The organism is Maribacter sp. MS6 (assembly GCF_056839185.1).
In genome coordinates this window covers 2,817,192-2,841,004 of the sequence record NZ_CM166389.1, presented here as the reverse complement: position 1 = coordinate 2,841,004, position 23,813 = coordinate 2,817,192, and the positions used below count along the sequence as shown (strand labels likewise).

The window sequence follows — 23,813 nt, the reverse complement described above, 5'->3', positions numbered from 1 at the left end:
AAAAAAATCAAAACATTTAAAGATATCCCGAAATGAACTAAAAACCGTGAGCACCTTTTTTATGTCCTAAAATAATCGGCGATACAAATTATTTGATCATATTAAAATTAATGACCTCTTGGTCGGTCAAGAAGCGCCAGTGGCCTCTAGGAAGATCTTTCTTGGTTAATCCACCATAAACCACACGATCCAACTTTACTATTTTATAATCGAGCTGTTTAAAAAGGCGTTCTACGATATTGTTACGGGAACTAAATAGTTCCAAACCTACTTCTCGCTTTGGAGCATTGTCAATATAACTGATATCCTGCACACGCACTACCTTTTCCTCTACCAAAACCCCTTCTTTTATTTTCTGAAGGTCTGCCGCTATTAAATCGCGGTCTAAGACCAAATGATAAATTTTTCGTAATCCGTTTATAGGGCTTTTCAATCGCTTGGTAAGGTCGCCATCATTTGTAAATAACAATAGACCCGTATCCTCCTTATCCAATTTGTCTACAGGTAAGAGCTTAGATTTGGAAGCGTTGGAAATTAATCCGGACACATGTCGTTTTCCTTTTTCGTCACGTATGGTGGTACTAAAATCCTTGGGCTTATTTAATACTACATACTCCTTTTTTATAGGATTCAGTAGGCGACCATCAAACTTTACCTCATCGGTAAGCTTTACCTTATAGCCCATCTCGGTAATCGGTTTTCCGTTTACCGTAATGTTACCCGCAGCTATATAGATATCGGCATCTCGTCTAGAGCATACACCGGAATTGGCCACGTATTTGTTCAATCGGATGGAATTAGAGTCCGATTTCTGTTTGGGCGCCGTCTGTTTTTTAATTGGGGCATTGCCCCGTGCATAACTGCTCTTCTTAAAATTACCTCCCTGTCTGCCAGATGCCTTTTTACCTTTATTGGAACCTTCCCTGCTCATAGTACTTAAATTTGCTGCAAAGGTAGCAAAGCGATCTATATCAATTTACTATTGTGAACTTTAAATCGATTTACAGTCCATGTCACTTTTCTATTATTGGCTATATTTATACAAATTCAAAAACTATCATGATTAAAAATTTACTTTTACCCTTCTTATTGCTGTTAACCATATCCGTTTTCGCACAAAAAAAAGTACTGGACCATACGGATTATGAACTATGGAACACTATTCAAAACCCTAACATCTCGCCTAACGGGAACTATGTACTTTTTCAAGTGGAAAAAGGGGAAAAAGATGCAACGCTACAAGTAAAGGATACCAAAGGAAAACTCATCTTAGAACACCAAAGAGCGGAAAAGGCAGCGTTTACCTACAACTCGGACTTTGTTTTGTTTACTATTACCGCTTGGCAAGATAGCGTGCGTGCCATGAAAAGCAGAAAAACAAAAAAAGAGGATATACCTAAGGATTCCTTAGGGATTTTAAATTTAAAATCTAACCAACTCACAAAAATCGCCAATGTAAAATCCTTTCAGCTACCGGAAAAATGGTCGGGCTACGTAGCCTATTATATAGATGAAGTAAAAGAAGAAAAGCAAAATGATTCCCTTTCGGATGCCAAGGAAAAAAAGAAAAAACCTAAAAAAGTTAGTAAGAAAAATGGCTACCACCTGGTACTGCGGCATTTGGAAACGGGAAAACAGGATACCATGCCCTACGTGACCGATTTCACCTTTGCCAAAAAAGGAGAAGCATTGGCATACACGACTACAGGGAAGAACAAGGATGCCGATGCGGCAGTTTATGTGCGTGACTTAGAATCTAATAAAACCACGGAACTCCACAGTGCGCAAAAAGCTAAATACTTTAATCTAAGCCTTAGTGACTCCGGAACCTATCTAGGGTTCGTTACGGATACCGACACCACGAAAATTCAAATACGACCCAATGAACTGTATAGATGGACAAAAGGAACCGAAAAAGCTACAAAATTACTGGATGCCTCGAGCGCACCTAAGGGCTACTTGGTTTCCTCAAACGGTACTATTGAATTCTCCAAAGACGAATCCAAACTGTTCTTTGGTCTGGCTACACCGCCCATTTTAAAGGACACTACCCTTACGGAAGATGAAATCGTGAATGTGGAAGTATGGACCTACGACGAACCTAGATTATACACCGTACAGGAATTACAATTAAAGAATGACTCGATTGCTTCCTATCATGCCGTTGTTCATCTTAACGACAATAAAATAATCCCCTTGGCCACAAGCGATTTTCCAAATACAGAACTTGGGGATGAGGGCAATGCTCCTTATGCCTTGATCAATACAACCTTACCGCACGAACTGGAAAGCCAGTGGACAGGAAGACGGGACAATGATTATAAACTAGTGAGTACCGCTTCGGGGGAAACCTTGGTTTCCTTAATAAAAGTACCGCGATTGCGATTGAGTCCAAAAGCCAAATTTGCTTATGGTTATAATCGTGTGGACAGCACTTGGACCAGCTATTCCCTACCGGATGGAACCTATAAAGCCCTGACTAAAGGAAAACTGTTTTATGACGAAAACAACGATTCACCAAATTTTCCATCTGCTTATGGCGCTGCCGGATGGACGGCAAACGACGAACATCTGATACTTTACGACCGTTACGATATTTGGAAATTCGACCCAAAAACAGGAGCAAGCACCAAACTGACCTCCGGTAGAGAAAGTAAAACCGTGTACCGCTATGTTTCCTTAGATGATGAACTACGTTATATTCCTATAGATGAAAATTGGATGTTGACCCTGTTTAACGAAGACACCAAAGATGCCGGGTACGCCGAATACAATCCAAAAACTGGGAAAACAAAGTCCTTGTTATCCAGTCCCTACCGCTATTCTAAACCACAAAAAGCCCTTATGGACGATGCCTTGATTTACACGCGGGAATCGTTTACGGACTTTCCGGACCTCAGAGTTTCGGACCTCAGCATGAAAAAGAGTCTAACATTGAGTGTCGCAAATCCACAACAAAATGACTATAACTGGGGCACCATTGAGCTTGTCAACTGGATATCTTTGGATGGGAAAGAGCTTACAGGTATGTTGGTAAAACCGGAGAATTTTGACCCGAACAAAAAGTACCCGTTGCTCGTTAACTTTTACGAAAAAAGCTCCGATGGCATCCATAGGCATCGCATACCACGAGCGGAACGCTCTTCTATAAACTATAGTTTTTATACCAGTAGGGGCTATGTCATCTTTAATCCGGATATAGAATACCGCATAGGCTACCCTGGTGAAAGTGCCTACAATAGCGTAATTTCCGGAGTAACCTCCTTGGTAGAAAAGGGTTTTATAGACAAGGACAATATTGGCGTACAGGGACACAGCTGGGGTGGATACCAAATAGCCTATTTGGTTACGCGGACCGATATTTTTAAAGCGGCGGAATCCGGTGCTCCAGTACCGAACATGATCAGTGCATACGGCGGTATCCGCTGGTGGACAGGCCTGAGCAGACAGTTCCAATATGAGCATACACAAAGTAGAATTGGAGGTACACCCTGGGAATACCCGGCCAGATACATAGAAAACTCCCCAATCTTTAATATCGACAAAATAAATACACCTTTGTTGATCATGCATAACGATGCCGATGGACACGTACCCTGGTACCAGGGTATAGAATTTTTCACAGCTTTACGCCGCTTGGGAAAACCCTCTTGGTTTCTTAACTACAACGGGGAACCACACTGGCCCTTAAAAATGCAGAACCGAAAGGATTTTAACATTCGTATGGCACAGTTCTTTGATTATTACCTTAAGGGCGATGCAAAACCAATTTGGATGGAAAAAGGGGTGACACCTATGCAGAAAGGAATTGAACAAGGGTATGAATTAATGCCTGCCGGAAGTGGAAAATAAGCTGACAGCTACTATTTAATTTAAAAAACTCCGAGTATTTGATTTAAGGCTAGAGGACGTATGACTAACGATAGGTATGCGACCCAAATAGTATACAAATGGAAGTGACATAGGAGCGCGTACAACGGTACTTAATCTCCGGTAAACCGTACCGTAGACTGTCGTTCCCTATTCACCGTAAGTTGCGTAACATCTGGGCGGGAATAGTGGCCTACTGGGTCAAAATTCTGTCGTTCTTCATAAACACGATTAAAATCCAGATCTTGAACTATAAGACCCTCTTTATGTAATACAGGTTGTACGATCCACTCACCATCAGGACCTGCAATACAAGAACCCCCATTGGCCAATACCTGTGGTGCGCTTTCGAGAATTTTATCCAAATAAGGGGTGTTTTTAGGAAAATCTTCTTTTTTCATCAAAGCAGAAACAGAAATCACATAGCTTCGGGATTCCCTAGCGATAAAGCGTGTGATATCTTTGGTGTTATGATCGCTCCCTGGCCATACTGCCACATGTAAATTCTCGCCTTGGCCATATAGCGCAGCTCTTGGAAGCGGCATCCAATTCTCCCAACAGTTGAGTCCGCCAACGGTAAACTGTTTTAAGGAATGTACTCGTAATCCGTTACCATCACCTGGAGCCCATGTGAGCCGCTCATCGTAGGTAGGTTGTAACTTTCTGTGAACGGATTTAATTTCTCCTTGCTGGTTAATATAGACCAAGGAAGCGTAAATACTATGTCCGCCACGGTCTTTTGCACGCTCCATAAGACCTAAATAAATGGCTATGTTGTGTTTTTTCGCCAAACCGCATATACCATCCAATTCACCTGCTTCAATTTGGACAGCATTTCTAACATAGTGGGCATGAAGTTCCTTGTTTACCTTCAAATCCCATTTTGCACCATCTGTCAGCGCCAACCAAAATGGATACCCCGGTAAAAGGGCTTCGCCGAATACAATTAATTCGGCCCCTTCCTTAGTAGCGTCAAATATCGATGCTTCTATTTTTACGAGGGTCGCCTTTTTATCCAACCAAACGGGTGAAATTTGCGCAAGTGCCACTTTAAGTATATTGTTAATCATAAAATTCGATTTAAAACCAAGTCCACATCAATCAATAGAATTCCAAAAACTCCGGAAACAATGATAAATTTTAAAATGTTATGCAACCAGACGTAATCCTTTTTTGAGCTTGCTTTGGGCAATAAAATTAAAAAGAGTATTAGGAGTAGCACGCTACCTGAAAAAAAATAGTCCATATACCCAACTTCAAACTTAAAAATAAGTAAAAGTGATGGTATCAGTGTTAAAAGCACCAGAATACCGATACTAATTTTAGAAATAGTAGCGCCATAAATAATGGGTATGGTACTGTAATTCTGAGCCATATCACCGGGAATATTCTCTAAATCCTTTATCATTTCACGGGCCAATATCAATAAAAAGAGGAAGAGCGCATGAACAAAAATGACAGTTTCAAAATTCCTATAGTATACAAAGACAACAAAAAATGGCGTAATTGCGAGGGTCGCTGAAACAATGTTCCCTAAAAGTGGTACTTTCTTTAGTTTATGCGAATAAAACCAAATTCCAAAAATATAGGCCGAAAAAAACAATACTGCCCTAAAGGAAACGTAACTCGCCGCAAAAACTGCTACAAAATTCAGGATGAAATAAGCACTTAATTTAAATCGTTGACTTACCAAACGATCCAACATACTTTTAGTAGGTTTATTGATCAGATCTTTTTCCGCGTCGTAAAAATTATTGATGATATAGCCACTTGCAATGACCAATGTAGAAACGAATACCAAAAGGAATAGATTAATATCGAAAATGACTTCGCGAACCGGTAAATCAGGTGCTAAAATATAAATTGCCGCTAGATATTGTGCAAATGCAATAACTAATACATTATAGCCTCGGACTACCGAAAACAAACTCAATACCTTTAACAGCAAAAGTTTGTTTTTTCTATTTAGCATGTTGGATTGGATGTTACTAGAAGTTGTAGACCACCTCTAATTGGTAGTCTTTGAGTGCAGTTTTAGCTTTATCTATGTCTTCTGTAAAACCAAGAATATAACCTCCTCCGCCAGAACCACACAGTTTAAGATAGTAATCGTTGGTTTCAATTCCTTGTTTCCAAAGCTGATGAAACTTAGCGGGAATCATGGGTTTAAAATTATCCAATACAACATTGGATAATTGCTTTAAGTTTCCAAAAAGCGATGTTACATTGCCATTTACAAAATCCTCTACACAAGCGTCTGTATGTTTTATGAACTGATTTTTGAGCATGCTCCTAAAACCTTCGTTCTTCATTTGCTCCATGAACAATTGAACCATAGGAGCAGTTTCACCAGTTGCGCCACTATCCAACAAAAAAACCGCGCCTTTACCCTGAGTGTGCTGTGATGGAATGTTGGCGGATTCTATATTATCTTTAGAATTAATTAAGATTGGAAGACTTAAATAGCTGTTTAGAGGGTCTAGACCAGAGGATTTTCCGTGAAAAAAAGACTCCATCTTACCAAAAATAACTTTTAAGGATAATAATTTCTCACGTGTGAGGTTTTCCAGCACCGTTATTTTATTATTGGCATATTTGTCATAAATAGCAGCTACCAAAGCCCCACTACTACCAACGCCATACCCTTGGGGAATGGAACTATCAAAGTACATTCCGTTAGCAATATCTTCTGTAAGTCTTTCATTGTCAAAAGTTACCAAGCTTGGTTTGTCATTAGACAACCGCTTCAAGTATGTAGCAAAAAGTGCCAAACTTTTGTTAGAGTTCTTTGCTACATCAGAAGTGTTACCATCCAACTTTAATGCTCCGTTATAAAAATTATAAGGAATAGAAAGTCCTTTAGAATCCTTTATGATTCCATACTCTCCGAACAATAATATTTTAGAATAAAATAAGGGTCCTTTCATGTTAGTAACTTCGTCTACGTTGTGCAAACTATTGGTATAAAGATAAAAACTGTTTAACAAAGTTTGCACTTTTTTACACAAAAAGACAAGTTTCTTCGTGTAATAGTGATCTTTAAACGTTATTTTTTGGATATAATTATGAATTCTGATTTAAAATACGAGCTCCAAAACCTATCCGGTCACAAATATACTGTTGGTTTTGACAGAAAGCAACCAACTCATCCGCAATAAATTGGAACACTTCTTCCTTTTCGTTTTCCGGATACAGTACATGCACATTGGCACCGGCATCCAAGGTAAAACAAACATGTGTTTTGGAACGTTGCCTAAACGCCCATATTCTGTTGATAATTTCTAGGGTATTCGGCTTCATTAAGATAAAATAAGGATGACTTGTCATCATCATAGCATGTAAGGTCAAGGCCTCACTCTCCACAATTTTAATAAACCCATCTAAATCACCCTCCTTAAATATCGTTTTCAATTTCGACAGGTTTTCATGTGCTTGTAAAAACCGCTGTTCGGCAAACGGGTGTCCATGCATTAATTCATGACCCACCGAACTGCTTACTTGTTTCTCTCCCTTATCCACCAACAAAATAGTATCATGGAATTTTTTAAATACCACGTTTACCTCATGTGGAAATTTTACCCCGTATAAATCGGAACTATTCGGATTATCCACGTGAACTCCCCATTGCACCAAATCTCCCTCAATACTTCTGCAGGCACTTCCAGATCCCAAACGAGCCAAAAAAGAGGCTTTTTTGATGAAAAATTCCGAGGCCATCCCAGGATTCAATTCTTGTTCTAACTCCATCAAACAAAGAGCCAGGGCAGACATGCCACTCGCCGAAGATGCTATTCCACTACTATGCGGAAACGAGTTGGATGTTTCAATTATAAAATGATAATCGTTCAAAAAAGGAAGGTATTTGGCTACCCTTTTAAAAAATGTTTCGATTTTAGGTCTGAATTCTTGTTTTGGTTCGCCTTCAAAAAACAAATCAAAAGAAAAACCAGCCGTAGGTTCAGCTAATTTGTTATAAGTAATAAAAGTTGTGGTAGCGCAGGCATCCAAGGTAAAGCTTATGGAAGGATTTGCCGGAATCTGATTTTCTTTCTTCCCCCAATATTTCACCAAGGCAATATTACTGGGGCTCTTGTAGCCTACTTTACCTGCTGATTTTTGATGCGTATATGCGGAAGGAACAAAATCTTTTTCTGTCATTTAGAGACTGTTTTGTGCAAAGATAGTTTTTACACGCTCGTATAAAAATAAATCCTTATTTTAGAAAAAAACCACCAGACCTTGAAAAGAAAGATTACCTATATCGCTATTTGCGTTTTTATCTGCCTTATCATAGGTTTTCTTGCTAGCACTGCAACTCAGAGTTCTGTAAATACGTGGTTTGTAACATTGAACAAACCCAGTTTTAATCCGCCAAGTTGGATTTTTGCACCGGTATGGACACTATTGTATATTCTCATGGGGATTTCGGCCGGTTGGGTCTGGGCCAAAGGATTTCATCATAAATGGGTTAAAACCGGCTTGTACCATTTTGGATTTCAACTGCTTTTAAATGCATTTTGGAGTATTGCTTTTTTTGGATTGCAGAATCCGTTTTTGGCCTTACTGGTCATTCTGGGACTGTTACTAATGCTTAGCCTTACCATAAGATGGTTCTATATAGTTAGCAGAGTTGCTGCCTACCTCCTTGTACCTTACTTCTTGTGGGTTTGCTTTGCAACTGCTCTAAATTACAAGATTTGGGAAATGAATTAATAAAAAATAGTTCAAGGTTGGAAAAGTAAAATCTTTATAACATAAAAACAAGGTTCTTAGAATTGGCCTTCATATCAGCTGATTGAAGTTTTTCCCATGAAGATTTGAAACTATTTTGCTAAAGCTAAAATGTTCTGCATTGTCCTGTAATTCCTTGCAGTTGCAATTACGTTTAGCTTGGTTTCAATTAGCTTACTGCTAAGCTTGGCTTTGCCATATCCATTAAAACACATTAAATGAATGCAGCTTTCGGTAATTTGAAATGCTTCGTTGGGAAAGTTCATTGCCTTAAAAATAGCTTGCAATTGTTGTGGTGGCGATTCAAACAACAACACAAAATAGGTTTTGTTCTTACTAATTAACTCCTCATCACCATAAGGTGTATCTGAAATAATGACTTCTACTTGTTTTCTTGTCTTAACCAAAACAGGAATATCAAACCCAAAAGTATCTAAAATAGTTTTTCCAATAGTCACGGAAATAGCGTCTGTGGAAACTAATGTGCTATCTAACACCACATTTCCACTTTGGATATACGTTCTAACATTTTTAAAATTCGCATTTTCCAAAGCCTGACGCAATTCTAACATCGGTACTTTGTTCTTACCTCCTACATTGATTCCACGTAAAAAAGCGATATAGGTCGTCATCTAAGTTTACTTGTTTTCCGTTTCGCTCTTGATTATTCCCTGTGCCGCCAAATAACCACCAGTCCAAGCATTTTGAAAATTAAAGCCGCCTGTAATAGCGTCTACATTAATAATTTCACCTGCAAAATAAAGCCGTGGCAAAAATTTGCTTTCGTAGGTTTTAAAATTAACTTCTTTAAGGGACACACCACCCGCAGTTACAAATTCTTCCTTAAACGTACTTTTCCCTGTCACTTCAAAAACACATCGTGTAAGTTGTTCTACAAGTTGCTGAAGCTGCTGTTTAGATACGTCGGGCCAGGTTTCAGCATCTGTTATTCCTGCCGCATTCACCAAGTTTTTCCAAAGTCTCTTGGGAATGTCCAAAACCTTGGTCCGCAGAACAGTTTTACGTTCCACTTGTTTCACCTCCATAAACAAATCCAACAATCCGTTTGAATGGTATTCGGGAACCCAATTCACCGAAATTTTAAATCGGTAATCATAGTCCTTAAGTAATCTAGCGCCCCAAGCCGATAATTTTAAGATAGCAGGACCGCTCATACCCCAATGGGTAATCAACAAAGGCCCCTCGGAAAACAGTACACCTTCTTTAAATTCTTTGGACTTTAATTTAGGATGTTTCCCTTTTTTATCTAAAACCATAACGGCTGCCTCTGTACTTATCCCTGGTATATCTACAATGCGTTTATCCTTTATATTAAACGTGAACAAGGAAGGAGCAGGCGGAACAATAGTATGCCCTAATTGCTGAATTAAATTCCAAATTTTTAGATTACTTCCCGTTGCCATGACTACATAACGGGCCTTAAAAATTTCTTCATGGGTTTGTATTTCCCATAAAATTTCAGCCTCTGATTTTAATTTCTTTACACCAGTTACCGAGCAACGCGTACGTACAGTTACACCCAAGCGATCAGCTTCAGACGTAAAACAGTCAATGATAGTCTGCGAAGAATTACTTACCGGAAACATTCTACCATCATCCTCTATTTTTAAGGCAATTCCCCTCTGTTCAAAAAAACCTACCGTATCACCGCTAGCATAGGCATGAAAAGGGCCCAAGAGTTCTTTTTCGCCCCTTGGATAATTTGTACTTAGTTCTTTGGGGTCAAATTGTGCATGGGTAACGTTGCACCTACCACCACCGGAAACTTTCACCTTTGTGAGCACTTCCTTGCCTCGCTCCAAAATAGCTACTTTTAAATGAGGTAAGCCTTCAGCAATGTGTATGGCCGCGTAAAAACCTGCTGCTCCTCCCCCAATTATAACTACGTCGTACATTAATGCACGCGTTCAGGGAAGTTGGTGATAATACCGTCTACCCCAAGTGCTTTCATATTAGCAATATCTTCGGGCTCGTTTACGGTCCACGTGTAGATTTTAAAACCAGCCTGCTTGATTTTCGTTACAATCTCGTTATCCAAACTTTCAAAATATGGATTTATGGCAACAGCATTTAATTCCGTTCCAACAGCTAGTGCATCCAAAGGATTTTCTTCGGTAAGAACGGCAATAGCTACGTTTTCGTTGAGCCTTCGCATTTCCCTTAATTCATCCCAATTAAAACTGGAAATAATAAAATTTTCAGGAGACCAACCTCTAGATTCCGTGTAAAATTTAATGGTATGGTTTACTTTATCCGCGGTATTGGCACCCTTCAATTCAATATTAAGGGCCACCTTGTTATCTATCAATTTTAAAACATCCTGTAGCATGGGTATTTTGTGGCCGCCATCCAATATCAACCGACTTAAATCCGAAATATTGTACTCCTCAATATTTCCAGGACCATTCGTTAACCTATCTACCGTTTGATCGTGAAAAACAACTACTTCTCCGGTTGATATCTTAAAAACATCAATTTCGATCATATCTACACCAAGATCAAGTGCTTTTTGAACGGACGCCAAAGTGTTTTCTGTTTCGTGCCCCATAGCACCTCTATGACCAATTACCAAAGGTTTTTTTTCTCCCATACAACCCGCCAAAATTAATAAGGGCAAAACCCAAAATAAACGCTTACACTGTTTCATCTAAACAAATTTAATTTAGTTCAAAAATAAAGGATTCCAAAGGATTTATATCAACCCGCAATTTACCAATTCCATTTTCAACTTTCAAACCGTGTTCGCTACCATACAAAACATCGGTAATTGAATGATTCCCTTCAGATAGACTCCATTTTGTAATTATTTCTTCTGGAAGTTTTAGCTCAAATCCAAAAGTGTCATTTGCATGAAAGTTGGAGACTATAATTAATTTTTGCTCCTCGGACCAGCGAACAAAAGAAAGTACATGATGGTTATACCATTCTGTATGTTCCCTGTTGTAAAGATGTATGTCTTGGTATTCTCCCATTAAGGCATCACTGGAAATTGTGAAATTTAATAGGCGCTTATAAAAATCACGAAGTGTTTTTTCGTCTTGATTTAATTGGGCTCCATCGAACTTTTTATTATTTACCCAACGCTGATAACTGGGCACACCTATGTAATCAAATATAGAAGTTCTTGATGGGCTGCCAAATCCGGCATTTTCCGCTCCTGCTTCACCGGTTTCCTGGCCAAAATAAACCATAGTTGGCGCTGTAGTAGATGTTGCAGATACAATCATTGCCGGCATTCCCTTTTTAGCATCCCCAGCAAATTCTGGACTCGCAATTCGCTGCTCATCGTGATTCTCAAGAAAATGCAACATATTATGTTCAATGTCCTGAAGACCTTCCAATACTTTGGGGATATGGTCTGTCCACCCATGGCCTTGCATAATATGCTTTATGCTATCATACAATTCCACTTTATCGTACAAATAATCCATTTTTCCCTTATGGATGTATTCTCTGTACAAACCAGGATTATACACCTCGGCCAGTAAAAAAGCATTCGGATTTTTTGTTTTGATGCTAGAATTTAAATAGCTCCAAAATTCTACAGGTACCATTTCTGCCATATCATACCGGAAACCATCCACCCCTAAATCCATCCAGTACAAAGCAATATCCCTAAACTTATTCCAAGAATTTGGCACATCTTTATCCTTCCAAAACTCAAAATGAGCCTCAATATTCTTTTCTGAATAATCTTGAGGGAGTGTATCGAAATCTACCGTGCCATCTGGTCGTACACCATAATTGATTTTAACGGTTTCATACCAATCATTGTAATTTGGTTGTGCCATTCTAGAACCATTACCCGTCCATTTTGCGGGTACTTCTGAAAAAATAGCATCGGCCAATTTGTTTTTATCACCTCCCAATGGCCTATACCCATCTTGCCATTCTGGTACCTTAAATGCAGAACCGGGGATATAATAGAAATTATTGTCCTTATCATATACCACCGTAGTATCATCATCCGCACCAAAATCCGACACTCCTTTTGGATTTGTTAAGCCATTATAACCGCGCGCAACATGATTGGGAACGATATCTATAACAACTTTCATTCCCTGCGCATGGGTTCTTTTTATAAGTGCCTTAAACTCCTCCAGTCTATTATTAGGATTTACGGAAAGATCAGGATTTACATTATAATAATCCTTTACCGCATAAGGAGAGCCTGCCCTTCCTTTTACCACATCTGGATCATCGTTTAAAATTCCATACGCCGTGTAATCATTAATTACTGCGTGATGTGGAACTCCCGTATACCAAATATGGGTAATACCTAAGTCTTTAATCTCTTGTAACGCCTTGTCGGTGAAATCATTAAATTTTCCAACACCGTTTTCCGCTATGGTACCCCAAGGCTTATTGGTACTATTCGTATTTCCGAACAAACGGGTAAACACTTGGTATACTACAATTTTTCCTTCTTTCTTCATGATTTTACTAACCGGTTTTTTAGCCTCTTCCCCACAAGAAAAACTGGCAACTATGACACAGCATAAAAATAATAAACTTACTTTTTGCAACATGCAATTTTAATATTATACCTTAATTACCGCTCCAGGTAAAAGCGTAACCCGTGCTCCGTTTACACGTATAGACATTTCGTTGGCTCCTGTAAGTTCAAAACTTGTTTCTTCAGCGCTAACAACGACCTTAATTATCCTATTCCTGAAATTGACCTTAAAAGAATAGGCCTGCCATTGGCTGGGAATTTGTGGCGTAAAGGATAATTTATCGTCCAGTATCCGCATACCGCCAAAACCTTCAACGATACTCATCCAAGTGCCGGCCATAGAGGTAATATGCAAACCTTCTTCCACCTCTTTGTTGTAGTCGTCCAAATCTAACCGCGATGTACGCAGATAAAAGGTATAGGCTTGCTCCATCCTTCCTAGTTTTGCTGCCTGTATGCTATGTACACAAGGCGATAAGGAAGATTCATGGACCGTAAAAGGTTCATAGAAATCAAAGTGACGCTCTAATTCCTTTGTAGAAAAATCAGCTTCAAACAAATAGAAACCCTGCAACACATCAGCTTGTTTTATATAGGGCGAACGAAGAATCCTGTCCCAACTCCATTTTTGATTGATGGGCCTTGCCGCTTTTGGCAAATCTGTTACTTTTATTAATTCCTTATCCAAGAAACCATCTTGTTGTAGATACACCTGATGTTTTTCCGAAAATGGAAAGTAGAGATTATCTGCTACTTCTTTCCAATCTTCACATTCAAGGGCTGTCAATTTTGTTTTTCCAATGATACGGGCATAATCGTCGGAATACCCATCTTTTACTTTATCTAACTGCTCAAGCGTATAATTGATGCACCATTTGGCAAGGTAGTTTGTGTACCAGTTGTTATTTACATTGTTTTCGTATTCGTTGGGCCCTGTTACCCCCAGCATCACAAACTTGCTCTTTTCTTCAGAAAAATTAACACGTTGGTGCCAAAATCTGGATATGGCAATGAGTACCTCTAATCCCATTTCCGGGATATAACTGTAATCGCCGGTATACCTATAATAATTATAGATAGCAAAAGCTATGGCACCGTTTCTATGTATTTCTTCAAAAGTAATCTCCCATTCGTTGTGACACTCTTCCCCATTCATGGTTACCATGGGATATAAAGCTGCTCCGCCAGAAAATCCTAATTTTTGGGCATTCTCAATCGCTTTTTCCAAATGATTGTAGCGGTACTTCAATAATTTTCTAGCAACGACATCGTCCTTGGTAGCCATATAGAAGGGTAAACAATATGCTTCGGTATCCCAATAGGTGCTTCCACCATATTTTTCTCCCGTAAATCCTTTAGGTCCAATATTTAATCTAGAATCTGTTCCTAAATAAGTCTGATTTAGTTGAAATATATTGAAACGTATTCCCTGTTGTGCCTTTACATCTCCCTCAATGGCTATATCGCTCATATGCCAAATAGCGTTCCAGGCATCTTTTTGTTTTTGCAATAAAACATCAAAACCTAAGGTGGTAGCCTTGTCCAAAACCGAATGTGCCGCTGCCACCAGTTCACCAGACTTATGATTTCGAGATACGGTATACCCTCCAAATTTAGTCAAGGTAACTTTTTCATTGGCTTTCACTTTTTGGGTAAATGAAAAAGAAACAGTGGTTTCCGTTTCGGAGGCCGGGCTTCCAGAAACAGCTTTACCCTTATATTCCATTGACGCTTGCATATAGGTGCAGGTCTCAAAATTAGTCTTCATGGTATGCGCTTCAATAAAAGCACGATGATTGCTAACACTTACCTTGGTGGTATTCCAAAATTTATCGTCCCAATTGCTGTCCTCATTGGTTATACCACTGTCCAAATAGGGGACGAAGGTGATTTCTACATCAGAATCTACCGCCGTTACGCTATACGATATAGCGCCCAACTCATCCATAGTCAAACTTAGAAAACGTAGCGTTTCAACTTGTATTTCTCTACCATTAGTCAATTTTGCCGAAAAGGTTCTTTTATACCATCCTTCCCGCATATTCAATTCTCTACGGAAATTTGAAACAGTTTTACACGTATTTAAATCCAAGGTCTCGCCATCTACCATTATACCTATTCCGATCCAGTTTGGCGCATTCAAGACTTTTGCAAAATATTCGGGATATCCATTCTTCCACCACCCTACTCGGGTTTTATCTGGATAGTAGACTCCCGCTATATAACTCCCTTGAAACGTTTTTCCAGAGTAGGCTTCCTCAAAATTTGCCCGTTGCCCCATGGCGCCGTTTCCAATACTAAATAAGCTTTCGGACGATTTTACACGGTCTTTATCGAAACCTTCTTCTATAATGGACCATTGGTCCGCTTTTATATAATCTTGATTCATAAATTAAAATCTATTTTTTTATTTCCTTGTAAAGGAAAATCCTAACAATCCAATTAATTTAATATCATTCCTTGGCATACAGGAATCTATATTCATACTCAAAATAACTTATGGGTTCGGAGGCCTCGACTTATAAGGTTATCAACCTTTCTAAAAAAACACCGTCCATCTCCGTAAAATCATTAAAATTAAACTTTGCCTCTGATAAAATGTGAGCATCACCTATCCCAATACTGGTCATCTGCGCCTTATTGGCAGCTTGTATACCAGCAACGGCATCTTCAAAAACAATACAATCTGCAGGTTTGACCCCTAAATTATTTGCGGCAATCAAAAAAACTTCAGGGTCAGGTTTAGCCTTAGTTACGTTGTTCCCATCAACTATCTCATCAAAATAGGCCAATAACCCAACTTTATTCAATATTGGCCTCGCATTTTTACTCGCAGAGCCCAAAGCTATGGGAATTTGTCTATTCTTCAAAAAATCTAAAACTCGGACAACATCCGGTAAAATTTCCGAGGCATCCATATTCTCTATATATGCCAGATAATCCACGTTTTTGTCTACCATCCACATATCAAACTGCTCTTGGGTAGCGGTAATATTACCAATATCAAGTAAAATCTCTAAACATCTTTTTCTACTTACACCCTTAAAAAGTTCGTTCTGTTCATGGGTAAACTCAAAACCTAATTCATTGGCTAGTTTTTTCCAAGCTAAGTAATGGTATTTGGCGGTATCGACAATAACACCGTCCAAATCGAATATAACTCCAACTTTTCGCATCTATTCTAAAATTTAATTGATTGTTGACTCCCTTCGAATTATGGTCGCCTGTATAACTTCTGTTGTAAAAACCTCGTCTTCTTCATCCAAATCGGTCTCTATTTTTTCTATAAGTAGTTTTGCCGCCATCTCCCCCATTTTATCCCCATGCTGCGCCACGGTGGTCAACTTAGGTACAGAATATTTAGACAGAATGCCATCGGTAAATCCAATAACCGACAAGTCTGCCGGTATCTTTAGACCTATTGCATGGGCAGCACTAAGACAGTGTACGCCAAATATTTTGTTTACCGCAAGTACCCCGTCAATTTTATTCTCGCTTAACCAATCACTGACGCCCTCTATTTCTTTATCATAAGGAAGTCTAAGTATAACAGTTTCGTCAATTGGAATATCACTTTCGACTAAAGCTTTTCTATAACCCACTTCCCGTGCATTACTAACGCTAAAAAAACTGTCCGTGGTAAGCAGTGCAATTCGTTTTCTACCTTCCTTGAGCAAACTTATCGTAGCCTCGTATGCAACTTGGGAATCGTTTAACACTACTTTATCGCAGGATATCTCCTGGGCAACCCTATCGAACAAAACTAGTGGCATACCTTGGTCTATCACCTCCTTTAGGTGATTAAAATCCTTTTTCATTTGTGTCTCTCCGGCCAACGCCATGATAAAACCGTCGATACTGCCATTGGCAAGCATTTCCATATTTATAACTTCACGATCAAAAGATTCATCAGATACACAAACAATAACATTGTACCCATGTTTATTAGCATACTTTTCTATTCCTCTAAAAACAGTCGTAAAAAAATGATGTACAATATCCGGTATGATTACCCCAATATTTTTCGTTCGCTTATTCTTTAAACTTATCGCAATGTTATTGGGCTTATAATTATAAAGTTTTGCAAAAGCCTGTATCTTATCTTTAGTATCCTTACTAATTTCATTACTATTTTTTAACGCTTTAGAGACTGTTGAAATAGAAACGTCCAGCTCCCTAGCAATATGTTTTAAAGTTATTTTTCTTCTCAAGATAGAAGGTATAGGTTAAACGTGAGATGTATTTAGAAAGTTAATGTAATGACTTAATCTTAAAATATACCATTTAGGTACTTTTTTTTAGTTCTACTTTTAAAAAGTAAGTCTGGAGTTATTAGTAATCCAAACCAACCAGTAACATTAATAATAGGTAAAGACACATAATCATATCAAAAATAGATTCTATGCTATAATAAAAGGGTTATTCTATGCAACACCAATGATATCCATATTTCAACAACATGTAATAATCGCTTTTGAAACGACTCTAGTTAAAACACTTAGGCTATTTACCATAATTGAAAATACCTGATATACAAACAACTAGCTAAGTGGTTCTTATTATTACGCTTAAAACTAAAATTACCGTAAATTTACTGCGGATTTATCAGGAACAAACATTTCTAGCTTCTTAAGCAATTTGTTTGATGCCAATTAAATTTGTAACCTAATGAAAAGAATATTTATCGTTCTTCTGACTGTTATTGGAATAACATCCTGTAAAAACTCAGGAGCGTCTACCAACCAAGATATTATTATAAGCCCAGAAAATCTTCATGCTGTTGTTGACAAGGTAACCCAGATTATGATTCATGATATTTTCTCACCTCCTGTGGCCAGCAGAATATTTGCTTATCCCAATGTTGCGGCGTACGAAATCGTATCTCAAAACAATTCCAAATACAGCTCCCTTGCGAAGCAATTGAATGGGTTAAATCCCATTCCAGTAATGGATACCGTATCCGATATTAACGCTAATTTATCTGCACTTATCGCCCACATGACCTTAAGTAAGCAGCTAATTTTTTCCAAAGATAAATTTGAGGTCTTGGAAGATAGCCTTTTCAATAAATGGAAAGACACGAACGCAAAACAATTTGAAGCCTCCAAGACCTATGGCCTAAAAGTGGCAGCGCATATCAAAGAATGGATGGAGAGGGACAATTACAATCAGACCCGGACCATGCCAAAATTTACCGTAGACACAGAAAACACTTCGCGTTGGCAGCCCACCCCTCCGGCATATATGGATGGTATTGAGCCTCATTGGAACAAAATTCGTCCGTTTTATCTCGATTCTGCAGCTCAATTTAAACCCGTACCACCGCCACCATTTTCAATGGAAAAGGATTCTGATTTCTATAAGGAATTGTTGGAGGTGTATGATATAAGCAATAAAATTACGGCCAACGGAGATGATTCCGAAGAAGTACAAATAGCACAATTTTGGGATTGTAACCCTTATGTATCCGTCTCTAGAGGTCACTTAATGTTCGCTACTAAGAAAATTACCCCAGGAGCGCATTGGATAGGAATCACCAAAATTGCCAGTAGAAAGACAAACAGCAATTTTGATGATACCGTATTTGCATATACCAAAACCTCCTTGGCGATTGCCGATGCATTTATCAGCTGTTGGGACGAAAAATACCGCAGCAATCTTATAAGACCGGAGACCCTGATAAATCAACACATTGATGATAGCTGGGTGCCAATTCTTCAAACACCTCCCTTCCCGGAGTATACCAGTGGACATAGCGTGGTATCAGGTGCGGCGGGTATTGTCCTTACCGATATTTTTGGTGACAATTTTGCTTTTGATGATGACACGGAAGTTCCGTATGGTCTGCCGATAAGGAGCTTTACCTCTTTTAATACGGCGGCAGACGAAGCAGCCATAAGCAGAATGTACGGTGGCATTCATTACAGAGCTGCCGTAGAGGTAGGTGTAAATCAAGGTAGAAATGTTGGCAATTTTATCCTGGCAAAGGTAAGAATGCGGGTCAGCGACTAAAACCTTTAACTGTTGGTTTTTTGCGAACGCTAAAGCATTCAAAAATCTCATGCGTTTGTGGACTAATTCTTGCTGCTAATACCTATTAACCGGTAACATCTTTCTTATTGAAAGCACAGATTATAACTATGTTTATGAGCAAAACTATTTTTGCGTTTTCAGCATTTGTAATACTATCATGTTCCAATTTTGGACAACTAAAGTTTGTTGCAGATTTACCTGACAATCTGGATGAGGTTTCTGGTATTTTATATGTTAGCGATAGCACTATATGGGCACTGGAAGACAGTGGTAATAAAGATAAAATTTATAAAGTAGATTTTAAAGGGAACATTCGTAAATCCTTTAAAGTTAAAAATGCAAAAAACGAGGATTGGGAAGATTTTACCAAAGACATAGAAGGCAATATCTATATCGCCGATACGGGAAACAACGACAACGACAGAAAAGATTTGGTCATTTATAAACTTCCTGATCCAGAAAAAGAAAAAGGGGATAAAATAGATGCTGAAAAAATTGAATTCTACTATCCGGAGCAAGAGAAATTTCCACCAAAAAAAGAAAAAAGAAATTATGATGTAGAAGCGTTATTTCATTTTAACAAGAAACTTTATTTAATAACAAGAAATAGAGCCGACCCGTTTGATGGAAATGCAACTATATACACCGTACCCGATACCAAGGGTAACTATGCTGCTAGGTCTGTAGGCACCATAAAACTATGCACAGATTGGGACACCTGTCAGGTGACCGGTATAGCTATTTCCCCTAATGGCAAAAAAATTGCTGCGCTGAGCCACGGAAAACTATTTATTATTACCGACTTTTACCTCGATGATTTTTCCAAAGGAAATATAGAGACGATTGACCTTGGTACAAGAACCCAATTAGAATCAATTTGCTTTTTGGATAATGTTAATTTGCTGTTAGCAGATGAGATTTCTCATGGTAGCGGTGGTAATCTTTATAGTTATCGATTAACCGATTAACCAAAAAAACATTAAAAGGCAAAGCCTACCCCAAACGTAAATCGAGGTCCTTCATCACTATTAAAAAGAGCTAGATTAACGGAAACTAGGTCAGATGCATTTAGAAAAAATCCACCTCCATAAGACGTATGCCATCTTTTGGAATCATCGTTAGCAAGCCAAACCCTACCGTAATCATATCCTGCAAAAACACCTAAAGAAGCAGGTACTATCCTAGTTCGCATTTGACGCAGACTAAAACGAATATCCGTATTTTGATAGTACGCCGTTTTCCCATTAAACCGCTGATTTCTAAAACCCCTTAGACCATCGTTTCCGCCTATACTTGCGCCTTGATAAAATTCATAGCCATTTCCAATATTAAAATTTCCCTTCCACTTTGTGGCCAAAACCAAACGCCCATTGGGCACTAATTTGTAATTGAAGGACAAACTAGGCACTACATACCCAAAACTGGCGTCTAAACTTAGGTTGTTCTTATACCCCACAGCAATATGAGTGGCCATACCCATAGTTGGGAATGCGGCATTATCGCTATTTTCAAAGGAGTATTCCCCATGAACACCCACAAAATCGTTTTGGGTTTCCGCTCCGTTCTGCTGGTAAAATGTATTTACGAAACGATCGGTAGTTTCTTCCACCTCAATGGATTCATAGGATATCCCGGCACGAAATTTTGCTCCCAGTTTACTCCGCCACACTAAAGAAGGTGCAAACTCCATAGTTTGGAAACGGACCCTATTAAAATCAAGACCCAAATCATCATCAAAGTTTTCTGTATCGTTTCCTAGACCAAAGAAGTTAATGGCAAAATTTGGACTAGTAAAGCCTGCTTTTAATTCTAAATTCCAATTGTCGAAAATCTCAGCAAATTCTCCCGTATACGCTAAATCAAAACCACTTGTGGCAAAATAAAACGAGGTAGCTAATTTGTGTTGCTGCGTAAATGGATTTTGCCTAAATCCATTAAAGGTATAGGTATTCGAAAACCCTATCCTAATACCATCATCCGGATTAAAACCAATGGCAGGAATCAGTTGATTGGTACTGCTACGAATATTCAATGGCCGATAGGTATTTACATTATAATCGTCTGTTCGCTTTACCTTTGCACCATTTGTACTGTTGTAGGTATTTCGCTTACTTTTATAGTCGTAGATTGCTACTTTCTTTCCATTGGAAATCGTGTATACATCATTGTTCTGCCCTCCTATAAGCCGCACTTTTATACCACCAAATCCTTTAGGATTCGTTACTTCAAAAATATCATCGTCATCCAAACCGTAGACCCAGATTTCTTTAGTTTCGGAAGTACTGAATACCTTGTCGAAAAATTTCTTTTTCTTCTTATCCCCTATATTCCTAAAAACTGTGACTTGCGTTCTTCGGTTGTCCAATCTTTGTATTTCAAACCAATCATCCTTATCCGTGCCGGTCACTACCGCGTATTTGTTCAAAATATCATAATAGACATCAGCCGTAATCCTAATACCTTCTAAACGCGAAAGCAAGGTGTTTTTAATTTTTAAAAGGGTTTGGTCCCGGACTTCTACAGGAAAAGCCATAAAAGCGTCGTCAATTGCAGTGGCATTCAAATTATCCTGCAAAAATAAGGCTTCTCGTTGCCAGTCCTCCTTTGTAGTCTCCGTCAATAAGGCAAGGTCTAGCGGATAAGTTTTAGGAGAGGAATTAAAACCTTTTACGCTCCTAATTTCATCATTAAAGCCCTCCATAAGCTTTAAACCGGGAATGGTCCTCGTAGCTAAATTCATTAATGCCCCATCTCCCATTTCTGAAAAAACCTGATCTCTATCCCGTGGGATAGGTCTGTATACTACTTTTTTTCCTTCCTTAAACTCTGCCCATCGCCATTGGTCCACGTGCCGGTCCCAATCACCGATAACCATATCAAAAAGTCGTGCCCTTATATAGGCTCCGGTATCCAGGGTATACTTTTCATCATCCCTAAGGTCCTCCAGCATGGCGTCCGTACTTTTTAGTTCATTTGAAAAACCGAAGCTGGCCAAATCTCCATGGCCATCACCTGTATGCTCTTCTATCATGTAAAGTTCGTCACCGAAAACATCATTATACCGCCCCAAGGTTTTTTGTTTGGGAACGTAGAAGAGTACCGGATTGGTATGTAAAATTCCCACGGCATCTGATAATTTACCAATAGTAAATGGCGCATATGGATGTGCTCCGGTATAAAAGTCCTCCATGATATCTTGGGTAAAGGTTTCCTTTAAATCTTCTAGCATATATTGATCTTTAAATGCCATGGATTGTAGATACAGTTCCGCGCTTTTTCTTAGGGCCCGCATTACATACTCCTTACCGCCTTTATCACGTAGCCGGAGGGATTTGGATTGATGCCCGCCACCCTTTTTTACTGGTACCAAACCACCGTATAGGGTGTCCAAACGAACTGTTGGCGCAAGTACCTTAGTAGCGTAGTAGTCTCTGTAGCGTTCTCCCCACACCCATTTAAAGAAACCTGTTTTCTCTACTTCTTCTTCTGCATAGACACTGGCCGCCACTTTCTTTGGAAAGTTCTCATCATACTGCGTACTAATACTAGCATCATCAGCAGGAAGTACTTCGGTGGTAAAAAGAAACGTTTCTTTATCGTCTTCTCCTAATCCAAAGTAACGTACCCGGGAAGAGCCATCGGTATAAACTTCCAATGTTGCATATCCCCTCTTACCTGTAGAAAATTCGCTTCCGTTCAGCAATCGCGTCACCCCCTTTTTTGCCCCTGACCCACTAACAATCTGTGGCGTGCTGTTCTCTACAATGTACTGTAAAGTATGTTCGTGACCGGAAACAAAAATTACATTTTCCGAATATTGTGCTAAAGTGGTAATGCGCTTGGAAAGTTGCATATACCTCTTGTTCTGTAAATCTGCAATAGATGCGCCCGAAGTTCTTCGTAAAACGTTTACAAAAGTACCTAAAATTGGTACTGGAAATGGCAAGGCAGAAGGATACAGTTGTTGTTTCAAAGAAAACTGACCGCCATGTGGACCATAACTGGTCATAGGATGATGTAGTGCAATTACGGTGGTTTTTTGCATATTGTCCTTGATAGCATCTTCTAGCTCTATTAAGAATTTCTCTCTACTTTTAATATCGCACTTATCGTTCATTTTGGGATGCTTATCCCAATTGGTAAGATACCACTCCGTATCTATGACGATTATAGCAAGCTGCTCGTTCACATTCACTACCTCTAAAGGACAGCCGTTCCGGGGTAAAAAAGCATCTTTGTTGGATAGCGTTTCCTGAACATATTCTTCTTGTCTTTCCAAGCCTATTAAACCTTCGTTGTACCAATCGTGATTACCTGGAATAAAAAGTGGTTTCCCTTTAAAGTTAACTAATGTTTTTAGCTGAGCATCCAAATGACTTTTAGCCGTTAGATATGCTATGGTCGAATCTTTTTGGTCTGGCAATCCTGCCGGATATATATTGTCTCCCAAGAAAATAGCCGTACTATTCTCATCAGCCGTGTCCAGCCGTTCTTTAAAAATTTTTAACGCTGGATTCATACCTCCAATAGGGGACAATCCCGCATCGCCAATAAGATAAAAGGTGTGCGATACCTCTTTATCTTCTGTAACATCTTTTGAATGTTGTATGTTTTTATATTTAGTTGTGTAAGTTGCGCAGCCAGTTAAAATTAATAAAAGTGCCAAAACGCTATACTTTTTTTTCATGTCGATGTTCCTACG

17 protein-coding genes are annotated in these 23,813 nt (G+C 38.9%); 4 read left to right on the top strand and 13 right to left on the bottom strand.

What is annotated here, in order from left to right; genetic code table 11:
* Positions 1 to 88: 88 nt before the first annotated feature.
* Positions 89 to 931 carry a pseudouridine synthase gene (locus MS6x_RS12465; protein WP_482602514.1) on the bottom strand — a complete coding sequence of 281 codons (843 nt, stop codon included), beginning with the start codon at positions 929 to 931 and terminating at the stop codon, positions 89 to 91.
* A 128-nt stretch (positions 932 to 1,059) separates the two neighbouring features.
* Here MS6x_RS12465 and MS6x_RS12460 point away from each other — a divergent pair, with 128 nt between their 5' ends.
* The gene (locus tag MS6x_RS12460; protein WP_482602512.1) at positions 1,060 to 3,852 is read left to right on the top strand and encodes an alpha/beta hydrolase family protein; all 2,793 of its coding nucleotides are present in this window, start codon (positions 1,060 to 1,062) and stop codon (positions 3,850 to 3,852) included.
* A 131-nt stretch (positions 3,853 to 3,983) separates the two neighbouring features.
* Here the strand turns inward: MS6x_RS12460 and MS6x_RS12455 are convergent, their stop codons facing one another.
* The 4 genes from MS6x_RS12455 to MS6x_RS12440 form a co-directional block, all read right to left on the bottom strand.
* A complete protein-coding gene (locus tag MS6x_RS12455; protein WP_482607167.1) occupies positions 3,984 to 4,937 on the bottom strand; it encodes a carbon-nitrogen hydrolase family protein in 954 nt (317 codons plus the stop codon).
* Positions 4,937 to 5,842: a geranylgeranylglycerol-phosphate geranylgeranyltransferase gene (locus MS6x_RS12450; protein WP_482602510.1), complete on the bottom strand. Its 906-nt coding sequence runs from the start codon at positions 5,840 to 5,842 to the stop codon at positions 4,937 to 4,939. The genes MS6x_RS12455 and MS6x_RS12450 overlap by 1 nt, the downstream gene beginning before the upstream one ends.
* Before the next feature lie 16 nt (positions 5,843 to 5,858).
* The gene (locus tag MS6x_RS12445; RefSeq protein WP_482607166.1) at positions 5,859 to 6,797 is read right to left on the bottom strand and encodes a mevalonate kinase family protein; all 939 of its coding nucleotides are present in this window, start codon (positions 6,795 to 6,797) and stop codon (positions 5,859 to 5,861) included.
* Between the two features lie 136 nt (positions 6,798 to 6,933).
* Positions 6,934 to 8,028 carry a diphosphomevalonate decarboxylase gene (locus MS6x_RS12440; protein WP_482602508.1) on the bottom strand — a complete coding sequence of 365 codons (1,095 nt, stop codon included), beginning with the start codon at positions 8,026 to 8,028 and terminating at the stop codon, positions 6,934 to 6,936.
* An 81-nt stretch (positions 8,029 to 8,109) separates the two neighbouring features.
* Here MS6x_RS12440 and MS6x_RS12435 point away from each other — a divergent pair, with 81 nt between their 5' ends.
* A complete protein-coding gene (locus tag MS6x_RS12435; protein WP_482602506.1) occupies positions 8,110 to 8,583 on the top strand; it encodes a TspO/MBR family protein in 474 nt (157 codons plus the stop codon).
* Positions 8,584 to 8,693: 110 nt separating this feature from the next.
* Here the strand turns inward: MS6x_RS12435 and MS6x_RS12430 are convergent, their stop codons facing one another.
* The 7 genes from MS6x_RS12430 to MS6x_RS12400 all read right to left on the bottom strand — a co-directional run bounded on the left by MS6x_RS12430 (position 8,694) and on the right by MS6x_RS12400 (position 17,289).
* Positions 8,694 to 9,233 carry a DUF1697 domain-containing protein gene (locus MS6x_RS12430; protein WP_482602504.1) on the bottom strand — a complete coding sequence of 180 codons (540 nt, stop codon included), beginning with the start codon at positions 9,231 to 9,233 and terminating at the stop codon, positions 8,694 to 8,696.
* 6 nt (positions 9,234 to 9,239) lie between these two features.
* Entirely contained in the window at positions 9,240 to 10,517 is a 1,278-nt protein-coding gene (locus tag MS6x_RS12425) for a BaiN/RdsA family NAD(P)/FAD-dependent oxidoreductase (RefSeq protein ID WP_482602502.1), read from the bottom strand.
* Positions 10,517 to 11,269 carry a glycerophosphodiester phosphodiesterase gene (locus MS6x_RS12420; protein WP_482602500.1) on the bottom strand — a complete coding sequence of 251 codons (753 nt, stop codon included), beginning with the start codon at positions 11,267 to 11,269 and terminating at the stop codon, positions 10,517 to 10,519. The genes MS6x_RS12425 and MS6x_RS12420 overlap by 1 nt, the downstream gene beginning before the upstream one ends.
* Positions 11,270 to 11,279: 10 nt before the next feature.
* Entirely contained in the window at positions 11,280 to 13,058 is a 1,779-nt protein-coding gene (locus MS6x_RS12415; RefSeq protein ID WP_482602498.1) for an alpha-amylase family protein, read from the bottom strand.
* A 105-nt stretch (positions 13,059 to 13,163) separates the two neighbouring features.
* Complete coding sequence (locus MS6x_RS12410; protein ID WP_482602496.1) at positions 13,164 to 15,467, bottom strand: glycoside hydrolase family 65 protein; 2,304 nt, start codon at positions 15,465 to 15,467, stop codon at positions 13,164 to 13,166.
* A 130-nt stretch (positions 15,468 to 15,597) separates the two neighbouring features.
* Positions 15,598 to 16,254 (bottom strand): beta-phosphoglucomutase, encoded by a 657-nt coding sequence (pgmB, locus tag MS6x_RS12405; RefSeq protein ID WP_482602494.1) that lies wholly within the window; start codon positions 16,252 to 16,254, stop codon positions 15,598 to 15,600.
* A gap of 12 nt (positions 16,255 to 16,266) precedes the next feature.
* The gene (locus MS6x_RS12400; protein WP_482602492.1) at positions 16,267 to 17,289 is read right to left on the bottom strand and encodes a LacI family DNA-binding transcriptional regulator; all 1,023 of its coding nucleotides are present in this window, start codon (positions 17,287 to 17,289) and stop codon (positions 16,267 to 16,269) included.
* Between the two features lie 457 nt (positions 17,290 to 17,746).
* On the opposite strand from MS6x_RS12400, the gene MS6x_RS12395 reads away from it, so the two are divergent.
* A complete protein-coding gene (locus tag MS6x_RS12395) occupies positions 17,747 to 19,090 on the top strand; it encodes a vanadium-dependent haloperoxidase (protein WP_482602490.1) in 1,344 nt (447 codons plus the stop codon).
* Positions 19,091 to 19,224: 134 nt separating this feature from the next.
* A complete protein-coding gene (locus tag MS6x_RS12390) occupies positions 19,225 to 20,079 on the top strand; it encodes a hypothetical protein (protein ID WP_482602488.1) in 855 nt (284 codons plus the stop codon).
* Positions 20,080 to 20,090: 11 nt separating this feature from the next.
* On the opposite strand, the gene MS6x_RS12385 is transcribed toward MS6x_RS12390, so the two are convergent.
* The gene (locus MS6x_RS12385; RefSeq protein ID WP_482602486.1) at positions 20,091 to 23,798 is read right to left on the bottom strand and encodes a metallophosphoesterase; all 3,708 of its coding nucleotides are present in this window, start codon (positions 23,796 to 23,798) and stop codon (positions 20,091 to 20,093) included.
* Positions 23,799 to 23,813: the final 15 nt, after the last annotated feature.

Excerpts from the sequence above, each read along its gene's own strand:
- MS6x_RS12445 (WP_482607166.1), bottom strand. The coding sequence starts at position 6,797 with ATGAAAGGACCCTTATTTTATTCTAAAATATTATTGTTCGGAGAGTAT.
- MS6x_RS12410 (WP_482602496.1), bottom strand. The coding sequence starts at position 15,467 with ATGAATCAAGATTATATAAAAGCGGACCAATGGTCCATTATAGAAGAA.
- MS6x_RS12460 (WP_482602512.1), top strand. The coding sequence starts at position 1,060 with ATGATTAAAAATTTACTTTTACCCTTCTTATTGCTGTTAACCATATCC.
- MS6x_RS12430 (WP_482602504.1), bottom strand. The coding sequence starts at position 9,233 with ATGACGACCTATATCGCTTTTTTACGTGGAATCAATGTAGGAGGTAAG.
- MS6x_RS12450 (WP_482602510.1), bottom strand. The coding sequence starts at position 5,842 with ATGCTAAATAGAAAAAACAAACTTTTGCTGTTAAAGGTATTGAGTTTG.
- MS6x_RS12415 (WP_482602498.1), bottom strand. The coding sequence starts at position 13,058 with ATGAAGAAAGAAGGAAAAATTGTAGTATACCAAGTGTTTACCCGTTTG.
- MS6x_RS12395 (WP_482602490.1), top strand. The coding sequence starts at position 17,747 with ATGAAAAGAATATTTATCGTTCTTCTGACTGTTATTGGAATAACATCC.
- MS6x_RS12390 (WP_482602488.1), top strand. The coding sequence starts at position 19,225 with ATGAGCAAAACTATTTTTGCGTTTTCAGCATTTGTAATACTATCATGT.
- pgmB (WP_482602494.1), bottom strand. The coding sequence starts at position 16,254 with ATGCGAAAAGTTGGAGTTATATTCGATTTGGACGGTGTTATTGTCGAT.
- MS6x_RS12420 (WP_482602500.1), bottom strand. The coding sequence starts at position 11,269 with ATGAAACAGTGTAAGCGTTTATTTTGGGTTTTGCCCTTATTAATTTTG.
- MS6x_RS12440 (WP_482602508.1), bottom strand. The coding sequence starts at position 8,028 with ATGACAGAAAAAGATTTTGTTCCTTCCGCATATACGCATCAAAAATCA.
- MS6x_RS12385 (WP_482602486.1), bottom strand. The coding sequence starts at position 23,798 with ATGAAAAAAAAGTATAGCGTTTTGGCACTTTTATTAATTTTAACTGGC.
- MS6x_RS12465 (WP_482602514.1), bottom strand. The coding sequence starts at position 931 with ATGAGCAGGGAAGGTTCCAATAAAGGTAAAAAGGCATCTGGCAGACAG.
- MS6x_RS12425 (WP_482602502.1), bottom strand. The coding sequence starts at position 10,517 with ATGTACGACGTAGTTATAATTGGGGGAGGAGCAGCAGGTTTTTACGCG.